This is a genomic window from Hyphomonas sp. (genome assembly GCF_017792385.1).
Taxonomy (GTDB): Bacteria; Pseudomonadota; Alphaproteobacteria; order Caulobacterales; family Hyphomonadaceae; genus Hyphomonas.
Genome location: NZ_CP051230.1, coordinates 2,562,975 through 2,582,861, shown reverse-complemented (window position 1 = coordinate 2,582,861; position 19,887 = coordinate 2,562,975). Strand labels below are relative to the sequence as shown.

The 19,887-nt window shown below is 58.9% G+C and carries 19 protein-coding genes; 15 read left to right on the top strand and 4 right to left on the bottom strand.

Annotated elements, in window-relative coordinates:
• Positions 1-27: 27 nt before the first annotated feature.
• From HF955_RS12560 to paaI, 4 genes are read right to left on the bottom strand one after another with little or no spacing between them, the layout of a single operon-like run.
• Positions 28-813, bottom strand: coding sequence for an enoyl-CoA hydratase-related protein (locus HF955_RS12560; protein ID WP_291075474.1), 786 nt, complete (start codon positions 811-813; stop codon positions 28-30).
• Positions 810-2,255 (bottom strand): 3-hydroxyacyl-CoA dehydrogenase NAD-binding domain-containing protein, encoded by a 1,446-nt coding sequence (locus HF955_RS12555; RefSeq protein ID WP_291075472.1) that lies wholly within the window; start codon positions 2,253-2,255, stop codon positions 810-812. The genes HF955_RS12560 and HF955_RS12555 overlap by 4 nt, the downstream gene beginning before the upstream one ends.
• The gene (gene pcaF / locus HF955_RS12550; RefSeq protein WP_291075470.1) at positions 2,252-3,457 is read right to left on the bottom strand and encodes a 3-oxoadipyl-CoA thiolase; all 1,206 of its coding nucleotides are present in this window, start codon (positions 3,455-3,457) and stop codon (positions 2,252-2,254) included. Before pcaF ends, HF955_RS12555 begins: the two co-directional genes overlap by 4 nt.
• Positions 3,458-3,462: 5 nt before the next feature.
• Entirely contained in the window at positions 3,463-3,894 is a 432-nt protein-coding gene (paaI, locus tag HF955_RS12545) for a hydroxyphenylacetyl-CoA thioesterase PaaI (protein ID WP_291075469.1), read from the bottom strand.
• Between the two features lie 117 nt (positions 3,895-4,011).
• On the opposite strand from paaI, the gene paaG reads away from it, so the two are divergent.
• The 15 genes from paaG to HF955_RS12470 all read left to right on the top strand — a co-directional run bounded on the left by paaG (position 4,012) and on the right by HF955_RS12470 (position 19,852).
• On the top strand, positions 4,012-4,803 hold the full coding sequence (gene paaG, locus HF955_RS12540) for a 2-(1,2-epoxy-1,2-dihydrophenyl)acetyl-CoA isomerase PaaG (protein WP_291075467.1): 792 nt from the start codon (positions 4,012-4,014) through the stop codon (positions 4,801-4,803).
• Positions 4,804-4,822: 19 nt separating this feature from the next.
• Positions 4,823-6,853, top strand: a complete 2,031-nt coding sequence (paaZ, locus tag HF955_RS12535) for a phenylacetic acid degradation bifunctional protein PaaZ (protein ID WP_367279734.1) — start codon at positions 4,823-4,825, stop codon at positions 6,851-6,853.
• A gap of 9 nt (positions 6,854-6,862) precedes the next feature.
• Positions 6,863-8,170 carry a phenylacetate--CoA ligase PaaK gene (paaK, locus tag HF955_RS12530; RefSeq protein ID WP_291075464.1) on the top strand — a complete coding sequence of 436 codons (1,308 nt, stop codon included), beginning with the start codon at positions 6,863-6,865 and terminating at the stop codon, positions 8,168-8,170.
• Positions 8,171-8,473 carry an EthD family reductase gene (locus tag HF955_RS12525; RefSeq protein WP_291075462.1) on the top strand — a complete coding sequence of 101 codons (303 nt, stop codon included), beginning with the start codon at positions 8,171-8,173 and terminating at the stop codon, positions 8,471-8,473.
• A 399-nt stretch (positions 8,474-8,872) separates the two neighbouring features.
• Positions 8,873-9,331, top strand: coding sequence for an isochorismatase family protein (locus HF955_RS12520; RefSeq protein ID WP_291075460.1), 459 nt, complete (start codon positions 8,873-8,875; stop codon positions 9,329-9,331).
• Positions 9,332-9,675: 344 nt separating this feature from the next.
• A complete protein-coding gene (locus HF955_RS12515) occupies positions 9,676-10,617 on the top strand; it encodes a zincin-like metallopeptidase domain-containing protein (RefSeq protein WP_291075458.1) in 942 nt (313 codons plus the stop codon).
• Complete coding sequence (locus tag HF955_RS12510) at positions 10,614-10,790, top strand: hypothetical protein (RefSeq protein WP_291075456.1); 177 nt, start codon at positions 10,614-10,616, stop codon at positions 10,788-10,790. Before HF955_RS12515 ends, HF955_RS12510 begins: the two co-directional genes overlap by 4 nt.
• 45 nt (positions 10,791-10,835) lie before the next feature.
• Positions 10,836-12,611: a ParB/RepB/Spo0J family partition protein gene (locus HF955_RS12505; protein WP_291075454.1), complete on the top strand. Its 1,776-nt coding sequence runs from the start codon at positions 10,836-10,838 to the stop codon at positions 12,609-12,611.
• 435 nt (positions 12,612-13,046) lie between these two features.
• Entirely contained in the window at positions 13,047-13,370 is a 324-nt protein-coding gene (locus HF955_RS12500) for a DUF736 domain-containing protein (protein WP_291075452.1), read from the top strand.
• A gap of 179 nt (positions 13,371-13,549) precedes the next feature.
• Complete coding sequence (locus tag HF955_RS12495; RefSeq protein ID WP_291075450.1) at positions 13,550-14,359, top strand: DUF2285 domain-containing protein; 810 nt, start codon at positions 13,550-13,552, stop codon at positions 14,357-14,359.
• Positions 14,360-14,462: 103 nt separating this feature from the next.
• The gene (locus tag HF955_RS12490; protein ID WP_291075448.1) at positions 14,463-14,702 is read left to right on the top strand and encodes a helix-turn-helix domain-containing protein; all 240 of its coding nucleotides are present in this window, start codon (positions 14,463-14,465) and stop codon (positions 14,700-14,702) included.
• On the top strand, positions 14,702-15,202 hold the full coding sequence (locus HF955_RS12485; RefSeq protein WP_291075446.1) for a S26 family signal peptidase: 501 nt from the start codon (positions 14,702-14,704) through the stop codon (positions 15,200-15,202). Before HF955_RS12490 ends, HF955_RS12485 begins: the two co-directional genes overlap by 1 nt.
• A 238-nt stretch (positions 15,203-15,440) precedes the next feature.
• Complete coding sequence (locus HF955_RS12480; RefSeq protein ID WP_291075445.1) at positions 15,441-17,381, top strand: DUF3363 domain-containing protein; 1,941 nt, start codon at positions 15,441-15,443, stop codon at positions 17,379-17,381.
• Between the two features lie 96 nt (positions 17,382-17,477).
• Positions 17,478-19,475, top strand: a complete 1,998-nt coding sequence (locus HF955_RS12475; RefSeq protein WP_291075443.1) for a conjugal transfer protein TraG — start codon at positions 17,478-17,480, stop codon at positions 19,473-19,475.
• 5 nt (positions 19,476-19,480) lie between these two features.
• Positions 19,481-19,852, top strand: a complete 372-nt coding sequence (locus tag HF955_RS12470; RefSeq protein ID WP_291075441.1) for a toxin-antitoxin system HicB family antitoxin — start codon at positions 19,481-19,483, stop codon at positions 19,850-19,852.
• Positions 19,853-19,887: the final 35 nt, after the last annotated feature.

The window sequence follows — 19,887 nt, the reverse complement described above, 5'->3', positions numbered from 1 at the left end:
CGGTCAATCAATTTCTCAGGTTTAACTTCATTTGCCATTCCAGACGGGGGCTCTCTTCTCAAGAAATGCGGAAATCCCCTCAACCTTGTCTTCTGTGTTGAGCAGGTTGCAAAACGCCTGACGCTCGAAATCCATACTTTGCTCTACAGGCATAACCGAAGCAGATAGAATCGCCGCCTTGGCCTGTCTGATCGCCAAAGGGGCCCGGGACGCAAGGATTGCCGCGAGGTCCACGGCATGTTGTCCGGCTTCGCCTTTCTCGACGACCTGCGAGATCAATCCAAGCCGGAGGGCTTCTTCCGCATCGATCACCCGCCCCGTCAGCACGAGCTGCATGGCTGCCATTCGACCAATTCGGCGCGCGAGTTCGACACATCCCCCGGCTCCTGGCATGATGCCGAGATTGGTCTCAGGCTGACCGAACTTTGCGCCTTTTCCGGCAACCGCGATGTCCATACAGAGCAGCAATTCGTTCCCTGCACCAAGGCACCAGCCCTCCACGGCGCCAATCACTGGTTTCGAAACATGCCGTATATCTCTCCAGACGGCTGGACGTTCTTCCAGAAGTGCATCCGCCGCCGACTTTTCTAGAAGCTCATTCAAATCTGCCCCGGCGGCAAAGATATCCGCACCACCCGTTACGACAATCGCTCCGATATCGGGGTCAGAATCTGCGTCACGGATTAGGTCTCTCAGTCGGCGAAGTACCGGTGTCGCCAATGCGTTCCGCCGTTCCGGACGGTTCAATTGCAAGAGGCGCACACCCTCCACCGGCTCACTATCACGGACATATTCCAAACCTTGATCCGTCATACCTTTTGCTCCCGCGCCAGTTTCCGTAACACTTCGCTCGGCCGATATAGGCCCTCTCCTGTTTCGTCGGCGATCGCATCTAAAGCTGTGCACACTCGACCGAACCCTGCCTGCCTTGCCCACGATATCGGTCCGACAGGATAATTCACACCGAGCAACATTGCCTCGTCGATCTCATCGGCGCTCGCCACAAAGTCCCGAATGGCATCTGCTGCACTATTGGCGAGTTGACACTGCGTTCTGAAGACCAGCCCGCCGGCCCTGTCTGCTAAATGCACGATCGGTCGGTCTGCCAGTGCCTCAATCTTTTTACGCGCCGCAGCATCGCTGCTCATTGCCGCCAGGCATCCCGCACCGGCTGAATTGCCACTATGGTCAAGCAGGACAACTGGAGACTTCTGTCGTTCGGCAAGGGCTGAGGCAGAAGGACCAAATGACCAACCCACAGCCACTCCGTCATAAGAAACGAGCTTTCCCGGTGGGCTCTCCAGTATCTTTGCAAGTTGTTCGGGGGCCTGGTTTGCACCGTTCCGAAAAGAAGGCTGAGCCTGCGTCTCCCCTTTACCATACCGATAGACGCCAGCGCCGGACTTCTGGCCCAGCATGCCGGCCCCGACTAGGAGAGCCTGGGACACCGACGGATGAAAACGGGTTCGGCCAAAATAGGCATTGTAGATTTTCTCGGCAGACGAGAAATTTATGTCGTGACCAATCAGGTCACCAAGCTCCAGCGGACCCATGCGGTAGTGGCCGATCGCCCTGAACGCATGGTCGATCTCCGCAGCGGTTGCCACACCCTCCTCATATGCCCGCCAACCTTCGGCATAAAATGGCCTTGCGACACGGTTGACGATGAAGCCGGGAACATCTTTTGCCGGTACCGGCGACTTACCCCATTGCCTCATCATGTCTGAGGCTCCTTGGGACAGCGCAGGATCTGTCAACAGGCCGCAAACCACTTCAACCAACTTCATCCTTGTCGCAGGATTAAAAAAATGCAGCCCCATGAACCGACCGGGGTGGATCAGCTTGGCCGCCAAAGCAGATACAGACAGCGACGATGTATTGGTCGCCAGGATCGCGCTCTCAGACACAATGCTTTCCAGCGACTGGAACAGCTCGGTTTTCACATCTTCCCGTTCGATAATAGCTTCGATCACGAGTTCGACTTCAGCCAGATCTTTCAGTCTGTTTGTCCAGCTCACCAGCGAAAGCACAGAATCTGCCTGTTCAGGTGACATCCTGCCTGCAGCGACCTGCTGTTCGAGGGATCCTGAAAGTCGTTCTGCCGCCTGCGCTGTGGCAGCAGGAGAGTTATCATAAACAATAGTGGAAGCGCCTGCTTTCGCGGCCACCTGAGCAATGCCCAGCCCCATATTTCCTGCCCCGCAAATGCCAATGACAACCCGATCCGTTGTGTGTTTCGAAATGGGGGCAATCAAGAGACGCGCTCCAGTACACAAGCGATGCCTTGCCCCACGCCAATGCACATCGCGCACAGCGCGAGCTTCGCATCGCGAATGGCAAGCTCTTCAACCGCCGTCATTACGAGACGCGTTCCCGACATCCCGAGCGGATGGCCAAGCGCTATGGCTCCACCATTCGGATTGATATGATCTGCGCAGTCTGGAAGGCCTAACTGACGCAGCGAGGCAAGCGACTGCGAGGCAAAGGCCTCATTCAACTCCACGACGTCGATGGAGCTTATCTTCAGCTCAAGTCGTTCAAGCACTGCTTTCGATGCGGGTGCTGGTCCTATTCCCATAATGCGTGGCGGCACCCCCTTTGTTGCGCCGGCCAGTAGCCGCGCCCGTGGCGACAAACCAAACCGGTTGACCGCCGCTTCAGAGGCGACAATGATTGCGGCCGCTCCATCGTTCACTCCGGAAGAATTGCCGGCGGTGACTGTGCCATCTTTCTTCACAATTGGCCGCAGAGACGCGAGTTTCTCAAGCGTCGTTTGCCTGGGATGCTCATCGGCCTCCACGAGGAGCGGATCACCCCGCCTCTGCGGCACGGATACCGGAACAATCTCGCGCGAGAAACGGCCGTTCACGATTGCTGCAGCAGCCCGCCTTTGACTCTCGAGAGCAAATGCATCCTGGTCTTCGCGGCTGATGGCGAAGTCCTCAGCTACGTTCTCGGCAGTTTCCGGCATGGAGTCGATGCCGTACTCGCTCTTGAGGCGCGTGTTGACAAATCGCCAGCCGATCGTCGTATCGTACATTTCCGCATTGCGGGAAAATGCCGCATCCGGCTTTGCAACTACAAATGGCGCGCGGGACATGGACTCTGCGCCGGCCGCGATAATCACCTCGGCCTCACCCGCCTTGATCGCTCGGGCAGCCATCACCACCGCATCCATGCCAGACCCACACAGACGATTTACTGTCACACCTGGAACAGTCATCGGCAGCCCAGCCAGCAATGCAGCCATCCGAGCGACGTTACGATTATCTTCTCCTGCCTGATTGGCTCCGCCCATGATCACATCATCGACGCGCTCCCAGTCCACAGACGGGTTCCTTTGCATCAGTGATTTCAACGGCAGTGCTGCGAGATCATCGGCTCGAATGGCAGACAAGCCCCCGCCATATCGGCCAATCGGTGTACGAACAGCATCGCATATAAATGCTTCTGGCATGATAATCAGTCCTCGTTGTTGAATTTGATAACGGGTTCACCGCGGGTTCGCGAAATGCCCTGAAATGCGGCAACAGCTTCCCCGCGCTGGTTTATGACCGTGACTGCATAGACACTGCTTCGTCCCTGCCCGGCGGTTTCTTCCGCATGCGCTTCAAGCACATCCCCCTCCATTACCGGCGCCAGGAAAACGACCGACGCCTGGAAAGCGACAGAGGCGAGATTTCGTGAATTGCATGCATAGGCAAAAGCGGTATCGGCAACCGCAAAAATAAGCGCCCCGTGCAGCATTCCGTGACCATTAAGCATGTCGTGCTTGGCTGGCATACGAACGGTCGCCCAGCCAGGTCCGGCATCGACGAGTTTCAGATCCCAAACCCTGGACGTCGTCTCCCTTTCGTTAAGATATCGTGCAATTTCGAGCGGGGAGGCGTCCATGATATCCAAATCCAGAAGATAATAGTTGACCGACTGGTCGTTCTTTTATATTGCCACAAGAAGAAATCAACTGCGCTCTGATCGCGGTGAATTGATGGCTACGGGAGAAGCCGACCGATGACCTACACCACAATTTTGTTCGACAGGGAAAATGGCGTCGGGCGGATTACGCTTAATCGGCCAGATCGTCTGAACAGCTTTACAGCTGAAATGCATGAAGAGGTCGCCGATGCTCTGACGATCGTGGAAGCCGATGATGAAATCAGGTGCCTGCTGCTGACCGGAGCGGGGCGTGGATTTTGTGCAGGTCAGGACCTGTCCGACCGTGCTGTTGCGCCAGGCTCAGAATCTGTCGATCTCGGCGAATCTGTGGAGAAGCGTTACAATCCACTCGTGCGCAGGCTTTCCGGTTTGCAACAACCGGTCGTCTGTGCAGTGAACGGCGTTGCCGCAGGGGCCGGGGCGAATATTGCGCTGGCCTGCGACATCGTGCTGGCGGCAAGAGGCGCCAAATTCATCGAGTCCTTTTCGAACATTGGCCTGATTCCTGATAGCGGCGGTAGCTGGATTTTGCCTCGCCTAATCGGCCAGGCCCGCGCTCTCGGATTGGCTCTGACAGGTGACCCAATTAATAGCGAGACGGCGGAACAATGGGGTCTGATTTGGCGCGCCGTCGATGATGCAGAACTGATGCCGGCAGCAATAGCGCTGGCGGAAAGGTTTGCCACAGGTCCGACACGCGGACTTGCGCGCACTAAGCAAGCTATTCGTCAGGCGTTAAATAACTCGCTCGACGTACAGCTCGATCTCGAACGCGACTTCATGCGTGAGCTTGGCTCATCGGCCGACTATAGCGAGGGCGTAAAGGCCTTCATGGAGAAGCGCAAGCCTGCCTTCACCGGAAAATAATCATTATACGGATCTAACTATGCCCCCCAGGACGTTGAGCAACTATTATAAGGATGACTGGAAAAGCGGCGAAGCGGACTTCGTCGACATCATCTCCGCCGTGAATGGCAAGCCTGTCGCAAGGACCTCGTCTGCCGGAATCGATTTTGCCGACATGGTACGCCATGGGCGTAATGTCGGCGGCCCGGCCCTGCGCGCAATGACCTTCCATGAACGCGCGGCAATGCTGAAAGGCTTGGCCCAGGCACTGATGGACAGGAAGGACGACCTCTACGCTGTATCGCGCGATACGGGTGCCACTGATCGGGACGCCTGGCCCGATATCGAAGGCGGTGCGGGGACACTGTTTTCGCTGGCCTCAAAAGCGAAACGGGAACTTCCAAACAGCACAATCATCCTCGACGGGCCGATTGAGGGTCTCTCCAAAGGTGGGACCTTTGTCGGACAGCATATCCACACCTCCAAGCTGGGGGTAGCCGTCCAGATCAATGCTTACAACTTTCCCATCTGGGGCATGCTCGAAAAGCTTGGTCCGGCCCTGATGGCGGGAATGCCAGTCATTATCAAGCCGGCAACACCTACGGCTCAACTGGCCGAATCTGCCGTTCAGATCATGGTTGCAACGGGCTTGCTCCCTAAAGGCGCGGTTCAACTCGTCGTAGGATCGGCGGGCGATCTCCTCTCGCACCTCACTGGCCAGGACGTTGTTTCCTTCACCGGCTCGGCTGCGACTGCCGCAAAACTCAAGACGCATCCTACAATTATTGAACACAGCGTGCCGTTTATTGCTGAACAGGACTCGCTGAATGCAAGCATGCTTGGTCCGGAAGTCGCACCTGATGACGAAGAGTTTCAGCTCTTCGTGAAAGAGGTTTCACGGGAGATGACCGTAAAGGCTGGGCAAAAATGTACCGCTATCCGGCGTATACTCGTCCCTTCTTCCCTGGTGGATGCTGTTCAGGACGCTCTCGTACAGCAACTTTCCGGTATCTCCATCGGCGACCCGGCCGACAAGGCGACAAAAATGGGCGCTCTGGTCAGCGCCGCGCAGCGCGCTGATGTTGTGTCCAGGGTTGGCGAACTCGAAGACGAGGCGGAAATTGTGCATGGCTCTCTCGACGAACCCACACTGGTGGGGGACGGTGCGCAAACGGGCGCATTCATGTCTCCAGTCCTCCTGCGTTGCTCATCTCCACTCTCGGCAGAGAAAGTCCACTCCGTGGAAGCTTTCGGTCCAGTGGCAACCCTGATGCCCTATGATTCAGTTGCCGACGCCATCGAACTCTGCAGACTAGGCGGCGGATCGCTGGTGATGTCCCTCTTCACCCATAACAAGAGTGTCGCCCGCGAAGTCGTCCTCGGTACGGCGCCCTTCCACGGACGGATCGCGATTATCAACCGCGACTGCGCGAGGGAGTCGACCGGGCATGGCTCACCGCTTCCGGTTCTTGTTCATGGCGGTCCTGGGCGCGCCGGCGGTGGCGAAGAGATGGGCGGGGTGCGTGGTATCAAGCACTATATGCAACGCACCGCTATCCAAGGCTCCCCCGATATACTGACCGCCATCACGGAGTCGTGGGTGACCGGCGCGAAAACCGATACATCCACCCCCCATCCCTTCCGGTACAAGTTTGGCGATCTGGAGATCGGTAAGACAATTGAAACCGGGTCACGAACGGTATCACTTGAAGACATCGAACATTTCGCCGAGTTCACCGGTGATAATTTCTACGCCCACATGGATGAGGAAGCGGCGGCCGCCAACCCCTTCTTCCCGGGCCGGGTCGCACACGGTTATCTCATTCTTTCATTCGCTGCCGGATTGTTCGTTGATCCGGAGCCAGGCCCTGTGTTGGCAAACTATGGACTCGACGATCTGCGCTTCCTGGCACCCGTAACGCCCGGCGAGACTCTGACTGTTAGGTTGACCGCGAAGTCCAAGAAGAAACGAAATGATGAGTATGGTGAGGTGAATTGGGATGTCGAAGTCACACGTGCCGACGGGAAAGCCGTGGCAACTTATACACTCCTCACGATGAACGCGATCTAGGTTAAGTAGATGACGAAGACCCTCACTTATAAGCCTGTGCTCGACAGTGGCGAAGTCCTGAGCATTCCCGATCTCCGAGCGCTTCAGTTTGAACGGCTTAAATCATCCATTACTCACGCCTTCCAGAATTGTCTGCCTTACCGAGCGAAATGCGAGGCGGCTAAAGTCGGCCCGTCCGACCTGAGAGCTCTTGAGGATCTTGCCAGATTTCCGTTCACGGCAAAGGCCGACTTGAGGGCGAGTTATCCCTTCGGGATGTTTGCTGTGCCGCAGGACAAGATTGTTCGGGTCCATGCATCGTCGGGAACGACTGGCCAGCCAACTGTCGTGGGTTATACGAAGGAAGACATAAGAATGTGGGCGGGCGTCGTCGCCCGTTCGATCCGGGCCGCGGGGGGACGCTCCGGGATGAAGGTCCACATCGCCTATGGCTATGGCTTGTTCACCGGTGGGCTTGGCGCCCACTATGGCGCGGAGGAATTGGGCTGTACTGTTATACCCATGTCAGGGGGACAAACGGAAAAGCAGGTCCAGCTGATCTGCGATTTCAAGCCTGACATCATAATGGTCACCCCCAGCTACATGCTGGCAATCCTCGACGAATTCCATAGGCAGGGCATCGATCCTAGGTCCTCCTCATTGAAGATCGGCATATTCGGCGCAGAGCCCTGGACAGACGCTATGCGCCGGGAAATCGAAGAGGCATTTGCGATCGATGCCGTCGACATTTACGGATTGTCTGAAGTTATCGGACCGGGTGTGGCAAATGAATGCGTTGAAACCAAGGACGGCCCCACGATCTGGGAGGATCACTTCTACCCGGAGATAATCGATCCAAATACGGGGGAAGTTCTGCCAGACGGGGAAACTGGCGAACTCGTATTCACTTCGTTGACCAAACAAGCCCTCCCGATAATCCGTTACCGCACCCGCGATCTGACCACCTTACTTCCTGGAACCGCTCGCAATATGCGCAGAATGGCGCGAATAACGGGGCGCAGTGATGACATGATGATTATCCGAGGCGTAAATGTGTTCCCAAGCCAGATCGAGGAACTCATTCTTGGCACTGACGGACTCGCTCCACACTATCGCATCGAAATTACTCGTCCTGACCGCCTGGATCAGGTCAACATCAAAGTTGAAGCAAAGCCGGATACACATTCAGATGTTTACACCCCGGCAGGCATTGCTCTGGCTTCGGCCATCAAGACCAGCATCGGCGTGACGACTAAGGTCACCGTAACGCCGCCCGGACAGCTTGAACGTTCCACAGGCAAGGCAGTACGGGTCATTGACCACCGTGAGGAGAAATAGATGTATAAGCTCATAGTGCTTTACAAGAAACCGCAAGACACTGAAGCATTCTTCAAATACTACCACGATGTGCACCTGCCACTCGTCAGAAAGATTCCTGGCCTCGAGAGGATTGATGTCAATCAGGTGACCGGATCGCCCATGGGAGGGGATCCCGAGTATTTTCTGATTGTGGAGATGTGCTACCCTGATAAGGACACCTTCGTTCAGGCAATGAAGTCTCCAGAAAACTTGGAAACCGGCAAAGATGTAGCAAATTTCGCTGCCGGTCTCGTTACTGTTGTGACCGCTGTTCAGCAATAAGATCGCCCCCAACAGACCGCTACCAGACAGACAAGAGAAGCGCTTACACCGTTGCCAGGAATCTAAGAGGTTAGATTACAGCAGAACACTGCAGCGCGCTAGAAAACGAACTGCCTTCCCGCTCGCATACGATTGATCCCACATACGGGCGAGTTGTGCCATGTCTCCGGAGCACCAGAATGTGATGCACAGGATCACCAAACAGGGTTTAGCAGGCTGCCAGCGATTGAATGTTTAACTACTCCGGATTCCCTCATATCAGAGCGGTCACATATCCAGTCCGTGCCTCTCACCTTATCGTCGGCCTTCTCCTGTGCGGTGGTAGACGCTGGGACTGTCTGCATCGCTATTCGGACAATATGGGCTGGCGGCATCCTCGCAGATTAGCGGTGTAGTCCCTTGGCCAATTCGCTTCTCATCCAGGCTGATGATATCTGTCTCATCCGGCTCTCTACCGGGAATGAAGTCCGACCCTTGCCTTGTCCTGAGATCCAGGAGCTCTCGCGTATAACATCTTCCCCGCTTATCAGATTTGAAGAGACCATCGGCGACTTCCAATCCTCCGCTGCGCGGCTTGCATCCGAGGTCACACAGACGCAGCGCCAGACTGTTCTATTGACCGGGGATGTGCTTGAGGGAGGCATCACCCGCGCCGCCTTCTGTCTGCTCGTTGACGGGTTCAGGGTCTTCATTGTTTCGGACTGGTGCTCAACGGCAGAACCGCAATTTCGGGCTGACTTTGAAACACGGTTGCGTAATTGCGGCGCGATCATTGTCTCAAGTCGGCAGGTCATCAATGAAATGGCGGCTCAATGCCAGGATTCAGACCTTCGTTTCTCGCTCAGCCAACTGATTTGAGCGCCTCCGGCTGACGCCGGACCGGGCTGTCGTGAACCGAACCCGTCCTGCGTCCGGTTTCGGCCATGCGGCCTCCATCCCTGGCGCGGCAAGTAAACCCTCTCATGGGAGATTCGGTCGGCGCTGAAGCGCCGGCTTTTTTGTTTCTTTTTTCCCTGCGAGACGGGGGCGGAGGCGCGCATGCCAGATGGCGGCGCTCCCGGAAGGGGGGCGGCTCCATAAGATCGATCTCATGTTCTGGGCCTCATACCTGACCCCTTCCGCTCGCACCTGACGCCATCTGGCCAGCGGCCTCTCACCGCCCCCGCCTCTGCGGGAAGAAACGCGGGGATGAGGAGGCAAGGATGGCGCAGCGCCACAAACAGGAGAGCCAGCGGAGAGACCTTTATCAGGAGGTCACAAGCCGTATCATTGACGAACTGGAGCAAGGGCGCGCGCCGTGGGTGCAGCCTTGGGGCGGCGCCGACACGTCGACGCCGCTTGGCCTACCGGAGAACGGGGCGACCGGGCGGCGCTATTCCGGCATCAATATCCTGCTCTTATGGGGCGCGGCGATTGAGCATCAGCGCACCTGCCAGACCTGGCTCACCTTCAAACAGGCGCTGACGCTCGGCGGATGCGTGCGCAAAGGCGAGCGCGGAACGATGGTGGTCTATGCCAACCGCTTCACGCCCAAGAACGAGCGCGAGCGCGAGAGAGAGGCCGGAGAAGACGCCCGGCAGATCGCTTTCCTCAAACGCTATACCGTGTTCAACGCCGATCAGTGCGATGGCTTGCCGGACGGTTTCACCGCGGACGCGCCGGACCTGCCCGAACGCGACATCATCCCCTGCGCCGAAGCGTTGATCGCGGCGACCGGCGCTGATTTTCGCATCGGCGGCGACCGCGCCTATTACGTCCCCTCGCAGGACTTCATACAGGTGCCGCCGCAGCCCGCTTTCTTCGACCAGATCAATTATTACCGCACCTGCTTTCACGAGCTTGGCCACTGGACGGGACACAAGACCCGGCTTGCACGCGACCTGAAAGGCGCCTTCGGAACCAAGGATTACGCTCGCGAGGAACTGGTCGCGGAAATGACCAGCGCCTTTGTCTGCGCCGATCAGGCCATCGCCCCGACCGTGCGGCATACGGACTATATCGGCTCATGGCTGGACGTGCTGCGCGAAGACAAGCGGGCGATCTTCCGCGCCGCCTCGCTCGCCTCCAAGGCCGCTGATTTTATCCTCGCCTGCGCCGCGCCGGAACCGGACGGCGCCGCCGACGCAATAGAGGCGGCGGCGTGAAGATTTATCCCCCCTTCCGCATCAGCCAACTGGACGCCGCGCTCGCCGCACTTGACCCCGCCGACATCGGCGCGTGGGCGATCCTTGTCTGCGGCTGTTTCCACATTTTCGAGAGCGAGGGGGCGGCGCAGCGCGCCTACCGTCTCTGGCTCGAAAACCGCCCCGTGCGCTGAGACGCGCACGGAAAACCCCACTGCACATTCATAGGAGGCCATGCCATGCAGTTGAAACATATCCCCATCACCGAGCTTAAAGTGTCCCGGCTCAATATGCGCCACGGACGCAAGACGCCGGACATTTCCGACATCTATCCCTCGATCAGGACGCGAGGCGTCTTGCAGACCATGCTAGTCCGCAAGGAAGGCGATGCTTTCGGCGTCGTCGCCGGACGGCGGCGCTTTTTCGCCCTCAAACGCCTCGCCAAGGAGACAGGCAAACCGCAAAAAGCGCCTTGCCTCGTCATGCAATCTGGCGACGATATCGCCGCGCTGGAAGCGACCCTTGTTGAGAATACCACCCATCTGCCTGCCGATGAGTTTGAACAATACGAAGTGTTCGCCAAGCTCGCCGCCAAAGGCGAAACGACCTCCGCCATCGCCGAGCGGTTCGGCGTGACCGAACTCATGGTGCGCCGGGTGCTGGCGCTGACCGCCCTGACGGATGAGGTAAAGAAGTTGTATCAAGCCGAAGCCATCGACAAGCGGACGCTTTATGCCCTGACCCTCGCCACCAAGGGCCAGCAGACCGACTGGCTGACGCTCTACCATTCCGAAGACGCTTACGCCCCACGCGGCGAGCGTTTGAAAGACTGGCTGACAGGCGGCGGACGCATCACCACCGACAAGGCGCTGTTCGACATGGAGGCGTATGATGGCGTTGTTCTGACCGATCTCTTCGGTGAGAACGCCATTTTCGCGGACACGGATTTGTTCTGGGCCCGCCAGAATGACGCCATCGCGGATATGGCGGCGAGCTACCGCAGCGAGGGTTGGAATGATGTGGTTGTTCTGGATCGCGGCCAGCATTTTCCCACTTGGGAGCATGGCAAACGCAGCCGGAAACAGGGCGGCAGAGTCTATGTCGAGACCCGCCATGACGGGACCGTCACCGCCCATGAAGGCTATCTGCCGCACAAGGATATCCAGAAGATCGAACGCATCCTGAAAGGCGAAACGGCCAAGACACCGGGCGGCGCGACGAAATCCGACAGGCCGGAAATGTCCGGCCCGATGGCGGAGTATATCGCGCTCCACCGTCACGCCGCCGTGCGCGCGACGCTGTGCGATCATCCGGGCGTCGCGCTGCGCCTCGCCGTGGCGCATCTGGTGACGCGCTCCGGCCATTGGCGGGTCGATGTCGAGGAACAGAACACCCGCAAGGAGGCCACGGCGGAAAGCCTTGCGAACTCAGAAAGTGAAAAACAGTTCTTCGCCCATCGCGCTCATGCGCTCGCCGCGCTCGGGCACGATGATGAAACCACACTGGTTGCGACCATACAATTCGGCGGCGATCCCTGCGAGGTTTTCGCGCGGCTGCTCAGTCTGAGCGATGCGGATGTCCTGCACATCCTTGCCGTGGCGATGGGTGAAACCCTGATGTCAGGTTCGCCCGCCGTGGAAGCCGCCGCCCATGTCACCGGGACGGACTTCGCCGCGCTCTGGTCGCCGGACGATGCGTTCTTCGATCTGCTGCGCGACAAGCGCGTCATCAATCAGATGGTCGCAGACATCGCCTCGCCATCGACGGCCCGCGCGGTTTTCACAGACACGGCCAAGGCGCAGAAAACGGTTGTCCGCAACCGGATCGCAGGCAATGGCTGTGAGCGTCACCCCGACTGGCGGCCTCGCTGGATGACAGTCGCGCCGACCCGCTATGTCGTTGGCGCTGCCTGTCCACCCGCCGATGCGTGGGGCAATATCAAGAACCTGTTCGAGACTGAGCAGGACAGAACCGATACGCCCGAAGCGCTGAGCGAAGCGGAGATTGCCGCCTGATCCGCCTCCTGATCAGCCCGGCGATGCGGGGGCCGTCCGGCATGAGCCGGGCGGCCTTTTTCTCTGGCTGGAAGGCAGGATACAGGCGAGGCTCAACAGGGAAGGATCGTTTTTGCCCGGTCTTTCCGGCGCGGTCGCACATCGCTGCGATTGCCCCTCAATCTCCCGGCGAGCGGCGTTGAACCCCGCCCCCGATGCGCTTCGTTTCCTGCCCCTGACCTGGACGACAGACGGCGGGCCTGAAACCGGCGCGGTGAAGAATTTTCCTCTGCGCGTCCCACGCATTCACCGCCAGACAAAATTCTCCGCCGCGCCGGTGCTCCGCTGCGCTGCGCCCCATTCCGGGTTCAGACCCGCCGCCCGCCGTCCCCCCGGTCGGGCGTCAACGGAGCCCATCGGGGGCTCGCAGTGACAAACGCCAAAGGAGATTTGAAAATGGCAAACGCACTTGGATATGTGTCCGAAACCGAAACCGGCTTTGAAGGCGCCCTCGCCATGATGAGCCTCAACGCGCCCATCCGCATCATCCGCAACAACGAAAAGACCTCCGATACCCAGCCGGATTTTCGCGTCCTCGCCGGACAAAAAGGCTCCGATATCGGCGGCGGCTGGTATCGCACCGCGAAGTCTTCAGGCCGCGAATATGTCTCGCTCACCCTTGCAGACCCAATGATCGGCCCGCGCAAGATCTATGCGAACCTTGCGCCCGTCAAAGGCCAGGATGGCCGCCATGTCATCCTCTGGAATCCGCAAGGTTAATCGGCACCAGATGCCAAGCCGACACGCCCGGATCAGTCCCGATCCGGGCGCTTTTCTTCTATCTGAGTGAGCATTGGCCCACGATTTGCATCTTATGGTTGATTGTATGTTCGGGCGCATCCGGTGGAGCGCCTGCTTCGGTCTTCCGCCGGTTTGCCGCCCTCTCAGGTGGGACGGCAATGACGCACAGGGGACAGTGGCGTTATCATACCGGGCTATATGACCGGCTCCTGACCCTGCCCTATTCGGGCTGGGCCTGGGAATTCAAACGCCGTGACCCCGCCCTTCTCAAAGCATACAGATCTCTTACGGCATTTGCGCCAGCCGTCCTTCAACGCAGCGACGGCAGCACACTCATTCGTCAGCCCATCCGTTGTCCGGTAGCCGAACATTTCGGACTTCACTTTCTGCCGGACCCGAGGAAGTCCGCCTATGAGACGACGCCTTTCTGGCTGCCTGACATCATGTCGGCGAATATGGATGCGGCTGCGGCCATCGCTGAAAAACTGCGTGAAGGCGACAGGCCGCTCAATTGGCGCAACATTCCCGGCAGAAAGACGTTTCTCATGGTTCCGGGGCGGCGCACCAAGCTGAATATCGCTTCCGACACCTATACCGCGCAGCTCGCGATTGATCCGTCGGAGGCACCCGTCCCACTTGCGATCTATCTGACTTTGCAGATCGGCGCACGGCACCTGATCCGTGACAATCTCCGCCTGCTACAGGACTTCGCCGACCATTGTTGCGGGCTCAAATTCGATTGCCGCCCACGCCGGGGCTATGCGCCTGACAAGCTCAAACGGACGCTCATCGCCCTTGACGGCTCCCTTGCAGGCGCCTCGCAGCGCGAGATCGGCGCGGCGATATTCGGTGAGGATCAGATCAAATCGGACTGGGACACGGGCGTTCATGCCTTCAAATCGCGCACGCGTCGCCTGATCAGAAAAGGCCGTGATTTGATGGAAAAGGACTATCGGGACCTGCTCTGACCCAGCCGGTTCGAGGGAGTCGTTTTCATCCTCGGTGAAAACGACTCTCCAGGGCCCAGACAGTATCCCGTAAGATTTCAGTCCATCAGAAAGGAGACAAAAGATGGACGCACAAACACAGGACAAAGACTATACCAGTCCGTTTCTGAGTGTTGTTCAGGCAGCGGATTACCTCGGCCTGAAACGCCAGACACTCGACAATTTCCGCTGGGCGGGTGGCGGCCCGCGCTACCGGAAACATGGCGGGCGTGTCCTCTATGCCCGCGAAGAACTAGACCGCTGGTCGTCGGAACGCGAATGGAAGAACACAGGCGAACCCCACCGGCCGGAGCGCCGGAACTGATGGTCAGTTTTCGGTATCTCGCGTTCGCAGGTACAGGCATAGGGCTCATCCTTCTTGCCTGTCTGCCCCTTCAGGCCAGGTTGATCTGGAACCGGACGCCGAGCGCGCCAACAGGGCTCTACTGGCTGAGCGAGCGCCCTCCCCGCATCGGCGATTGGGCACTCGTGTCAGCCGGAGCGCCAGAAGCGGTCTGGGCACATGATCGAGGTTATACCGGACCGTACTGGCCTCTTATCAAGCATGTTGCAGCCAGTGAAGGCGATGAAATTTGCCGATATGAGGGATCGATTTCGATCAATGGGAATGTGGCCGCAATCGCCCTGGAACATGACTCTACAGGCATGGAATTGCCCGTATGGGAAGGATGTTTCAAGCTCGGCCAAGGGCAAATTTTCCTCCTGAATGACCATCCAAGGTCTCTTGATGGACGTTATTTCGGCGTGACTGATACGAGCGACATCGCTGGTACAGTCAGTGAAGTTTGGACAGATCAGCGATGATCATTCATCCGGCGTCTGAGGAAGTGTCAGGAAGGCGGGAGAGAAGCAGGGAAAGGACTCTTCAGCGTACCGTCAGGGCAAGATTGAGAGGCAGGCGCCTCCGGCTCCTCAAAGCCTTGTCTGCACATCTTATTTTTGGCGCCTGTGATGCAAATGAACGCCAGCCCCTGGCGCCTCTTCCGATGGTATTGCCTGTAAATGCCTGGGCAAAGGCAGGCGCCTGCAGGAATTCGCGCCAATGAGCGGCGACACGCCTTTCGAGCCAAGGCTTGGCCGGATTCGGGATCGTGGTCAGCGTGGTGCGGGACGGTTCGGAAAAGCCATCCGCAAACGCGTGGCCCGGCTGTCACGAAAAGCAAGCAACCGACGGATCAGAAAGTCACGCAGTGTGAGGGGCGCGCAGGCAGCCTCCGTCTCGCGCATGCGAGGCACGCCCTATCCGGCGTTCCGAATGCGGCGCGTCGTTGTGAAGGTGCACATCGCCCGAGCTGGACGTTTGGGCGGAGCCAAAGCCTTCGCCGAACATGTCGGCTATATTGAGCGGGATGGGGCCGGTCGGGACGGCGAGCGCGGACAGGCCTATGACCGCGACGCGGAAGACCTGGACACACGGGCGTTCCGTGAGCGCAGCGCCGGGGATGAACGCCAGTTCCGCCTCATCGTATCGGCCGAGGATGCGGACCGGCTCGAAGACCTCAAGCCTGAGATCCGCGCCTTCATGGCCGGTGTGGAAGAAGACCTTGGTACAAAGCTGGACTGGATTGCCGTCGATCACCACGATACCGGCCAGCCACATACGCATATTGTTATTCGCGGGCGGGATGCCACCGGCGACCATCTTGTCATCGACCGCAATTATCTGATGCGTGGGTTGCGCGAGCGCGCCTCACGCCAGCTGACAGAGCGCCTCGGACCCCGGCGCGATCTTGAAATCCTGAGACAGGATGCGCGGGACGTCACAGCCGACCGGATGACCGGTCTCGACCGCGCCATCGAAAAGGACATGCAGAATGATAGGATTTCTCTTGGAGAGCCTGCCTCGGAACGTGGCCACTTCGATCACTCGCTCCGCATCAAGCGGCTTCGCCATCTGGAACGGCTCGGTCTGGCGACCCGTGATGGGAACAGCTGGCACTTGAAACCCGGTTGGACCGAAACGCTTAAGCAGCTTGGCCGCAAAGGTGACATCATCCGGTCGATGACGGCCCGATATCGGAGCCTCGACGTCGCCAATCGACTTGAAATGCTGGATGAAACCAGACTGGCTGGAACAACATTGACCGGTCGTATCGCCGGCACTGTTATACTCGATGAAATGGAAGACCGTCATGCCCTCATCCTTGAGCGGACGGATGGAAAGGTTTCGCTCGTCCCGCTTGCATCTGGCCAGAGCCCGGCTGACATCCCCGAGGGTGCGATTGCCGACATCCGGTTCACACAGGCGAAAGCCCGACGCTCAGACCACACGATTGCTCGTATCGCTTCCTTGTCTGACGGCATCTGGACGGAAGATCGCCATGCCAGCCTAGAACCGGAATCTTCCCCTGCCTACCGGCTGGCGCACAAGCGACGACTCGAAGCCTTACGCCGTGCCGGCATTGTCCAACGTCTTGCCAGCGGGGATTGGACGATCGGGGAGGACTATCTCGCCCGTGCAGCCGTCTACGAACAGACGCGCGGCGGCGCGAGAGATAATCTTCTGAGAAGCCGTGCAGGTCCGGGCGCTCTGGTTGAGGCCGACGCGCTGACATGGCTCGACGAGGTCGATCCTGAACGTCTGGCAGAGACAGGCTTTGGTGGAGAAGTACGCCGCGCGCGCCTTGAACGTATGACCGTGCTGCGCAGCCGTGGACTTCTCGCAGAACAGGAAACAACACTCTCTGGGCAGGCACGCGAGCAGCTGAAGGCCAACGAACTCGCCCGCTTCGCGGCCGCGGAGGCGCGTGCCTCAGGGCGGACATTCCAGGCACTGGAGCATGGCGGAACTTTCTCCGGCCGGTTCGAGAAGATCATCGATATGCATCAGGGTCGCATGGCGATGGTTGGCCAGGAAGGGGTTTTTACGCTCGTCCGGATGCGTGCCGGCATGGGTGCCGGGCTCGGCCGCGATATCTCCCTGACGCGGAAGACCACCGGTATAGACTGGATGATGGGGCGCGAACGCGGTCCGTCGCGCTAATGGCGCGTCTACCGCCTTCTCCCGGTTTTCCGACTACCGGATCGGCAGTGCAATCAGGACAATGGCGCGCCTTCTGCCGCATTCGAGACCGCGCACATGACCCATACCAAGATCCTCTTTGGCCAGATCCTGATCTGCTTTCTGATCGTGCTTGCAGCTGTCTGGGGCGCAACCCAGTGGATTGCAGGGGAACTCGGGTATCAGGCCGCTCTCGGACACGCATGGTTCCGGTTTGGCGATCAGCCAGTCTACAAGCCCTGGCGACTTTTCCAGTGGTGGTATGCCTATGAGGCCTATGCACCCGGCCTCTTCATGAAAGCCGGCTTTATCGCGGCATCCGGCGGCCTGCTCGCCGCCATGGCCGCCGTCGCCGGCTCCGTCCTGAGAGCCCGCCACCAGAAACATGTCACAACCTATGGCTCGGCCCGATGGGCGGAAGGCCGGGACGTCCGGCGTGCGGGTCTCCTTGCAAAATCCGGCGTTTTCCTCGGCACATGGAACAATCGCTACATCCGGCACGACGGGCCGGAGCATGTACTCACCTTTGCCCCGACACGTTCCGGCAAAGGCATCGGTCTCGTCGTGCCGACGCTACTCTCCTGGACCTCCAGCGCCGTCATCCATGACATCAAGGGCGAGAACTGGACCCTGACCTCGAAATGGCGGTCGGGGTTTTCACGCTGCCTGCGCTTAGATCCCACAAACCCGGCATCCGTCCGATTTAACCCCCTGCTCGAAGTCCGGCGTGGTGACCAAGAAGTGCGTGATGTCCAGAACATCGCCGACATTCTGGTCGACCCGGAAGGTTCGCTCGAACGGCGCAACCATTGGGAGCGCACCGCACATGCCTTTCTGACAGGCGCCCTGCTTCACGTGCTCTACGCCGAAAAGGACAAGACGCTCGCAGGCGCCGCGCAGTTCCTCTCCGATCCCTCGCGCACGATCATCCGGACCTTGCGAATCATGATGACAACCAATCACCTCGGGACCGATGCCGCCCCGCGCGTGCATCCAGTCGTCGCCCAAGCGGCCAGGGAGTTGCTCAACAAATCGGAGAATGAACGATCAGGTGTTGTCTCAACCGCCATTACCTGCCTGACGCTCTATCGCGATCCCGTGGTTTCCAAGGTGACATCCGGGAGCGATTTCCGGATCGCGGATCTGGTGGACGGAGACTATCCCGCCTCACTCTACCTCGTCGTCCCACCGTCAGACATCTCGCGAACGCGCCCGCTGATCCGCCTGTTGCTGAACCAGATCGGCAGGCGCCTCACTGAAGTCCACCCGGAACAGGGCAGCCGGCGACGAGAGCTTCTGATGATGCTGGATGAATTTCCGGCACTCGGACGGCTCGACTTCTTCGAAACGACTCTCGCCTTTTTCGCCGGCTACCGCATTCGCGCCTTCCTGATCGCTCAATCCCTGAACCAGATCGAAAAAGCCTATGGCCCGATGAACTCCATCCTCGACAACTGTCATGTGAAGGTGGCTTTCGCGACCAATGACGAACGCACAGCAAAGCGGGTCTCCGACGCTCTCGGAACAGCGACGGAGCAACGCGCCCAGCGCAACTACACTGGCCACCGCCTCGCGCCCTGGCTCGCGCATGTCATGGTGTCACGACAGGAAACCTCACGCCCGCTCCTCACACCCGGCGAAGTCATGCAACTGCCGGCCCATGAGGAGCTGGTGCTCGTCTCCGGCAGCCCACCGGTGCGTGCCCATAAACTCCGCTACTTCGAGGACGGAAACTTTACGGGACGTGTTGGGGAGGCAGACATTGTTGCGCTGGAGCCGAACACAGCTGGCAATGATGACTGGTGCACACACATACGGACTTCCCATCCTTTGCTTGAGGACGCAGTGAATGGTGAGCCTCAACCAGGTGCTTTATCGCAGGGCGATGGTGGCCTCGCACTGGAGATCCCCCTAACTGACGACACACTGGAACCAGAGACTGAAGCGCCAGAGCCGGACCACACTCTGTCGGATGACAGTGATTCCCAGGAGATCTCTGCGCAGAAAATGCAGGAGACAATTCGCAAGGCACACGGGCTCGACAAGGGCGATGACGATCTGCTTCCGGATTTTTGACCGCCATGCCAAAGCCACGCATCAATCTCCGTCTCACACCCGACATGCACCGCCGCCTCAAGGAAGTTGCCGCTCCTACGGGCGTGACGATCAATCAGGTCGTCGAACAGGCGCTGGAAGGTTTTTTTGATCCGCTCGGAGCTTCCGCTCATGCCGCCGGAGTAACAGCCAGACTTGTCCGCCTGGAGTCGCAGCTGTCGTCACTGGAGCGGGACTTGGTTCAAGCGAATGAAACCCTCGCACTTTTTGTCCAGTACTGGCTGACGGCGACGCCGCCCCTTCCCGACATCGACCGCAACACGGCGCATGCCTTGGGTCAGAAGCGGTTTAACCGGTTCATGGATCAGGTGGCGGACGCGATTGCGACAACAGGGTAATCATCGCTACCGCATGGATTCAACTTGTTGTTCTG

What these genes read in the sequence shown, in the direction of transcription:
- paaZ (WP_367279734.1), top strand. Translation starts at nt 4,823, where the DNA reads ATGCCCCCCAGGACGTTGAGCAACTATTATAAGGATGACTGGAAAAGC.
- HF955_RS12485 (WP_291075446.1), top strand. Translation starts at nt 14,702, where the DNA reads ATGGTCAGTTTTCGGTATCTCGCGTTCGCAGGTACAGGCATAGGGCTC.
- paaI (WP_291075469.1), bottom strand. Translation starts at nt 3,894, where the DNA reads ATGGACGCCTCCCCGCTCGAAATTGCACGATATCTTAACGAAAGGGAG.
- HF955_RS12480 (WP_291075445.1), top strand. Translation starts at nt 15,441, where the DNA reads ATGAGCGGCGACACGCCTTTCGAGCCAAGGCTTGGCCGGATTCGGGAT.
- HF955_RS12470 (WP_291075441.1), top strand. Translation starts at nt 19,481, where the DNA reads ATGCCAAAGCCACGCATCAATCTCCGTCTCACACCCGACATGCACCGC.
- HF955_RS12500 (WP_291075452.1), top strand. Translation starts at nt 13,047, where the DNA reads ATGGCAAACGCACTTGGATATGTGTCCGAAACCGAAACCGGCTTTGAA.
- HF955_RS12490 (WP_291075448.1), top strand. Translation starts at nt 14,463, where the DNA reads ATGGACGCACAAACACAGGACAAAGACTATACCAGTCCGTTTCTGAGT.
- HF955_RS12495 (WP_291075450.1), top strand. Translation starts at nt 13,550, where the DNA reads ATGACGCACAGGGGACAGTGGCGTTATCATACCGGGCTATATGACCGG.
- HF955_RS12475 (WP_291075443.1), top strand. Translation starts at nt 17,478, where the DNA reads ATGACCCATACCAAGATCCTCTTTGGCCAGATCCTGATCTGCTTTCTG.
- HF955_RS12505 (WP_291075454.1), top strand. Translation starts at nt 10,836, where the DNA reads ATGCAGTTGAAACATATCCCCATCACCGAGCTTAAAGTGTCCCGGCTC.
- HF955_RS12560 (WP_291075474.1), bottom strand. Translation starts at nt 813, where the DNA reads ATGACGGATCAAGGTTTGGAATATGTCCGTGATAGTGAGCCGGTGGAG.
- paaG (WP_291075467.1), top strand. Translation starts at nt 4,012, where the DNA reads ATGACCTACACCACAATTTTGTTCGACAGGGAAAATGGCGTCGGGCGG.
- pcaF (WP_291075470.1), bottom strand. Translation starts at nt 3,457, where the DNA reads ATGCCAGAAGCATTTATATGCGATGCTGTTCGTACACCGATTGGCCGA.
- paaK (WP_291075464.1), top strand. Translation starts at nt 6,863, where the DNA reads ATGACGAAGACCCTCACTTATAAGCCTGTGCTCGACAGTGGCGAAGTC.
- HF955_RS12515 (WP_291075458.1), top strand. Translation starts at nt 9,676, where the DNA reads ATGGCGCAGCGCCACAAACAGGAGAGCCAGCGGAGAGACCTTTATCAG.
- HF955_RS12525 (WP_291075462.1), top strand. Translation starts at nt 8,171, where the DNA reads ATGTATAAGCTCATAGTGCTTTACAAGAAACCGCAAGACACTGAAGCA.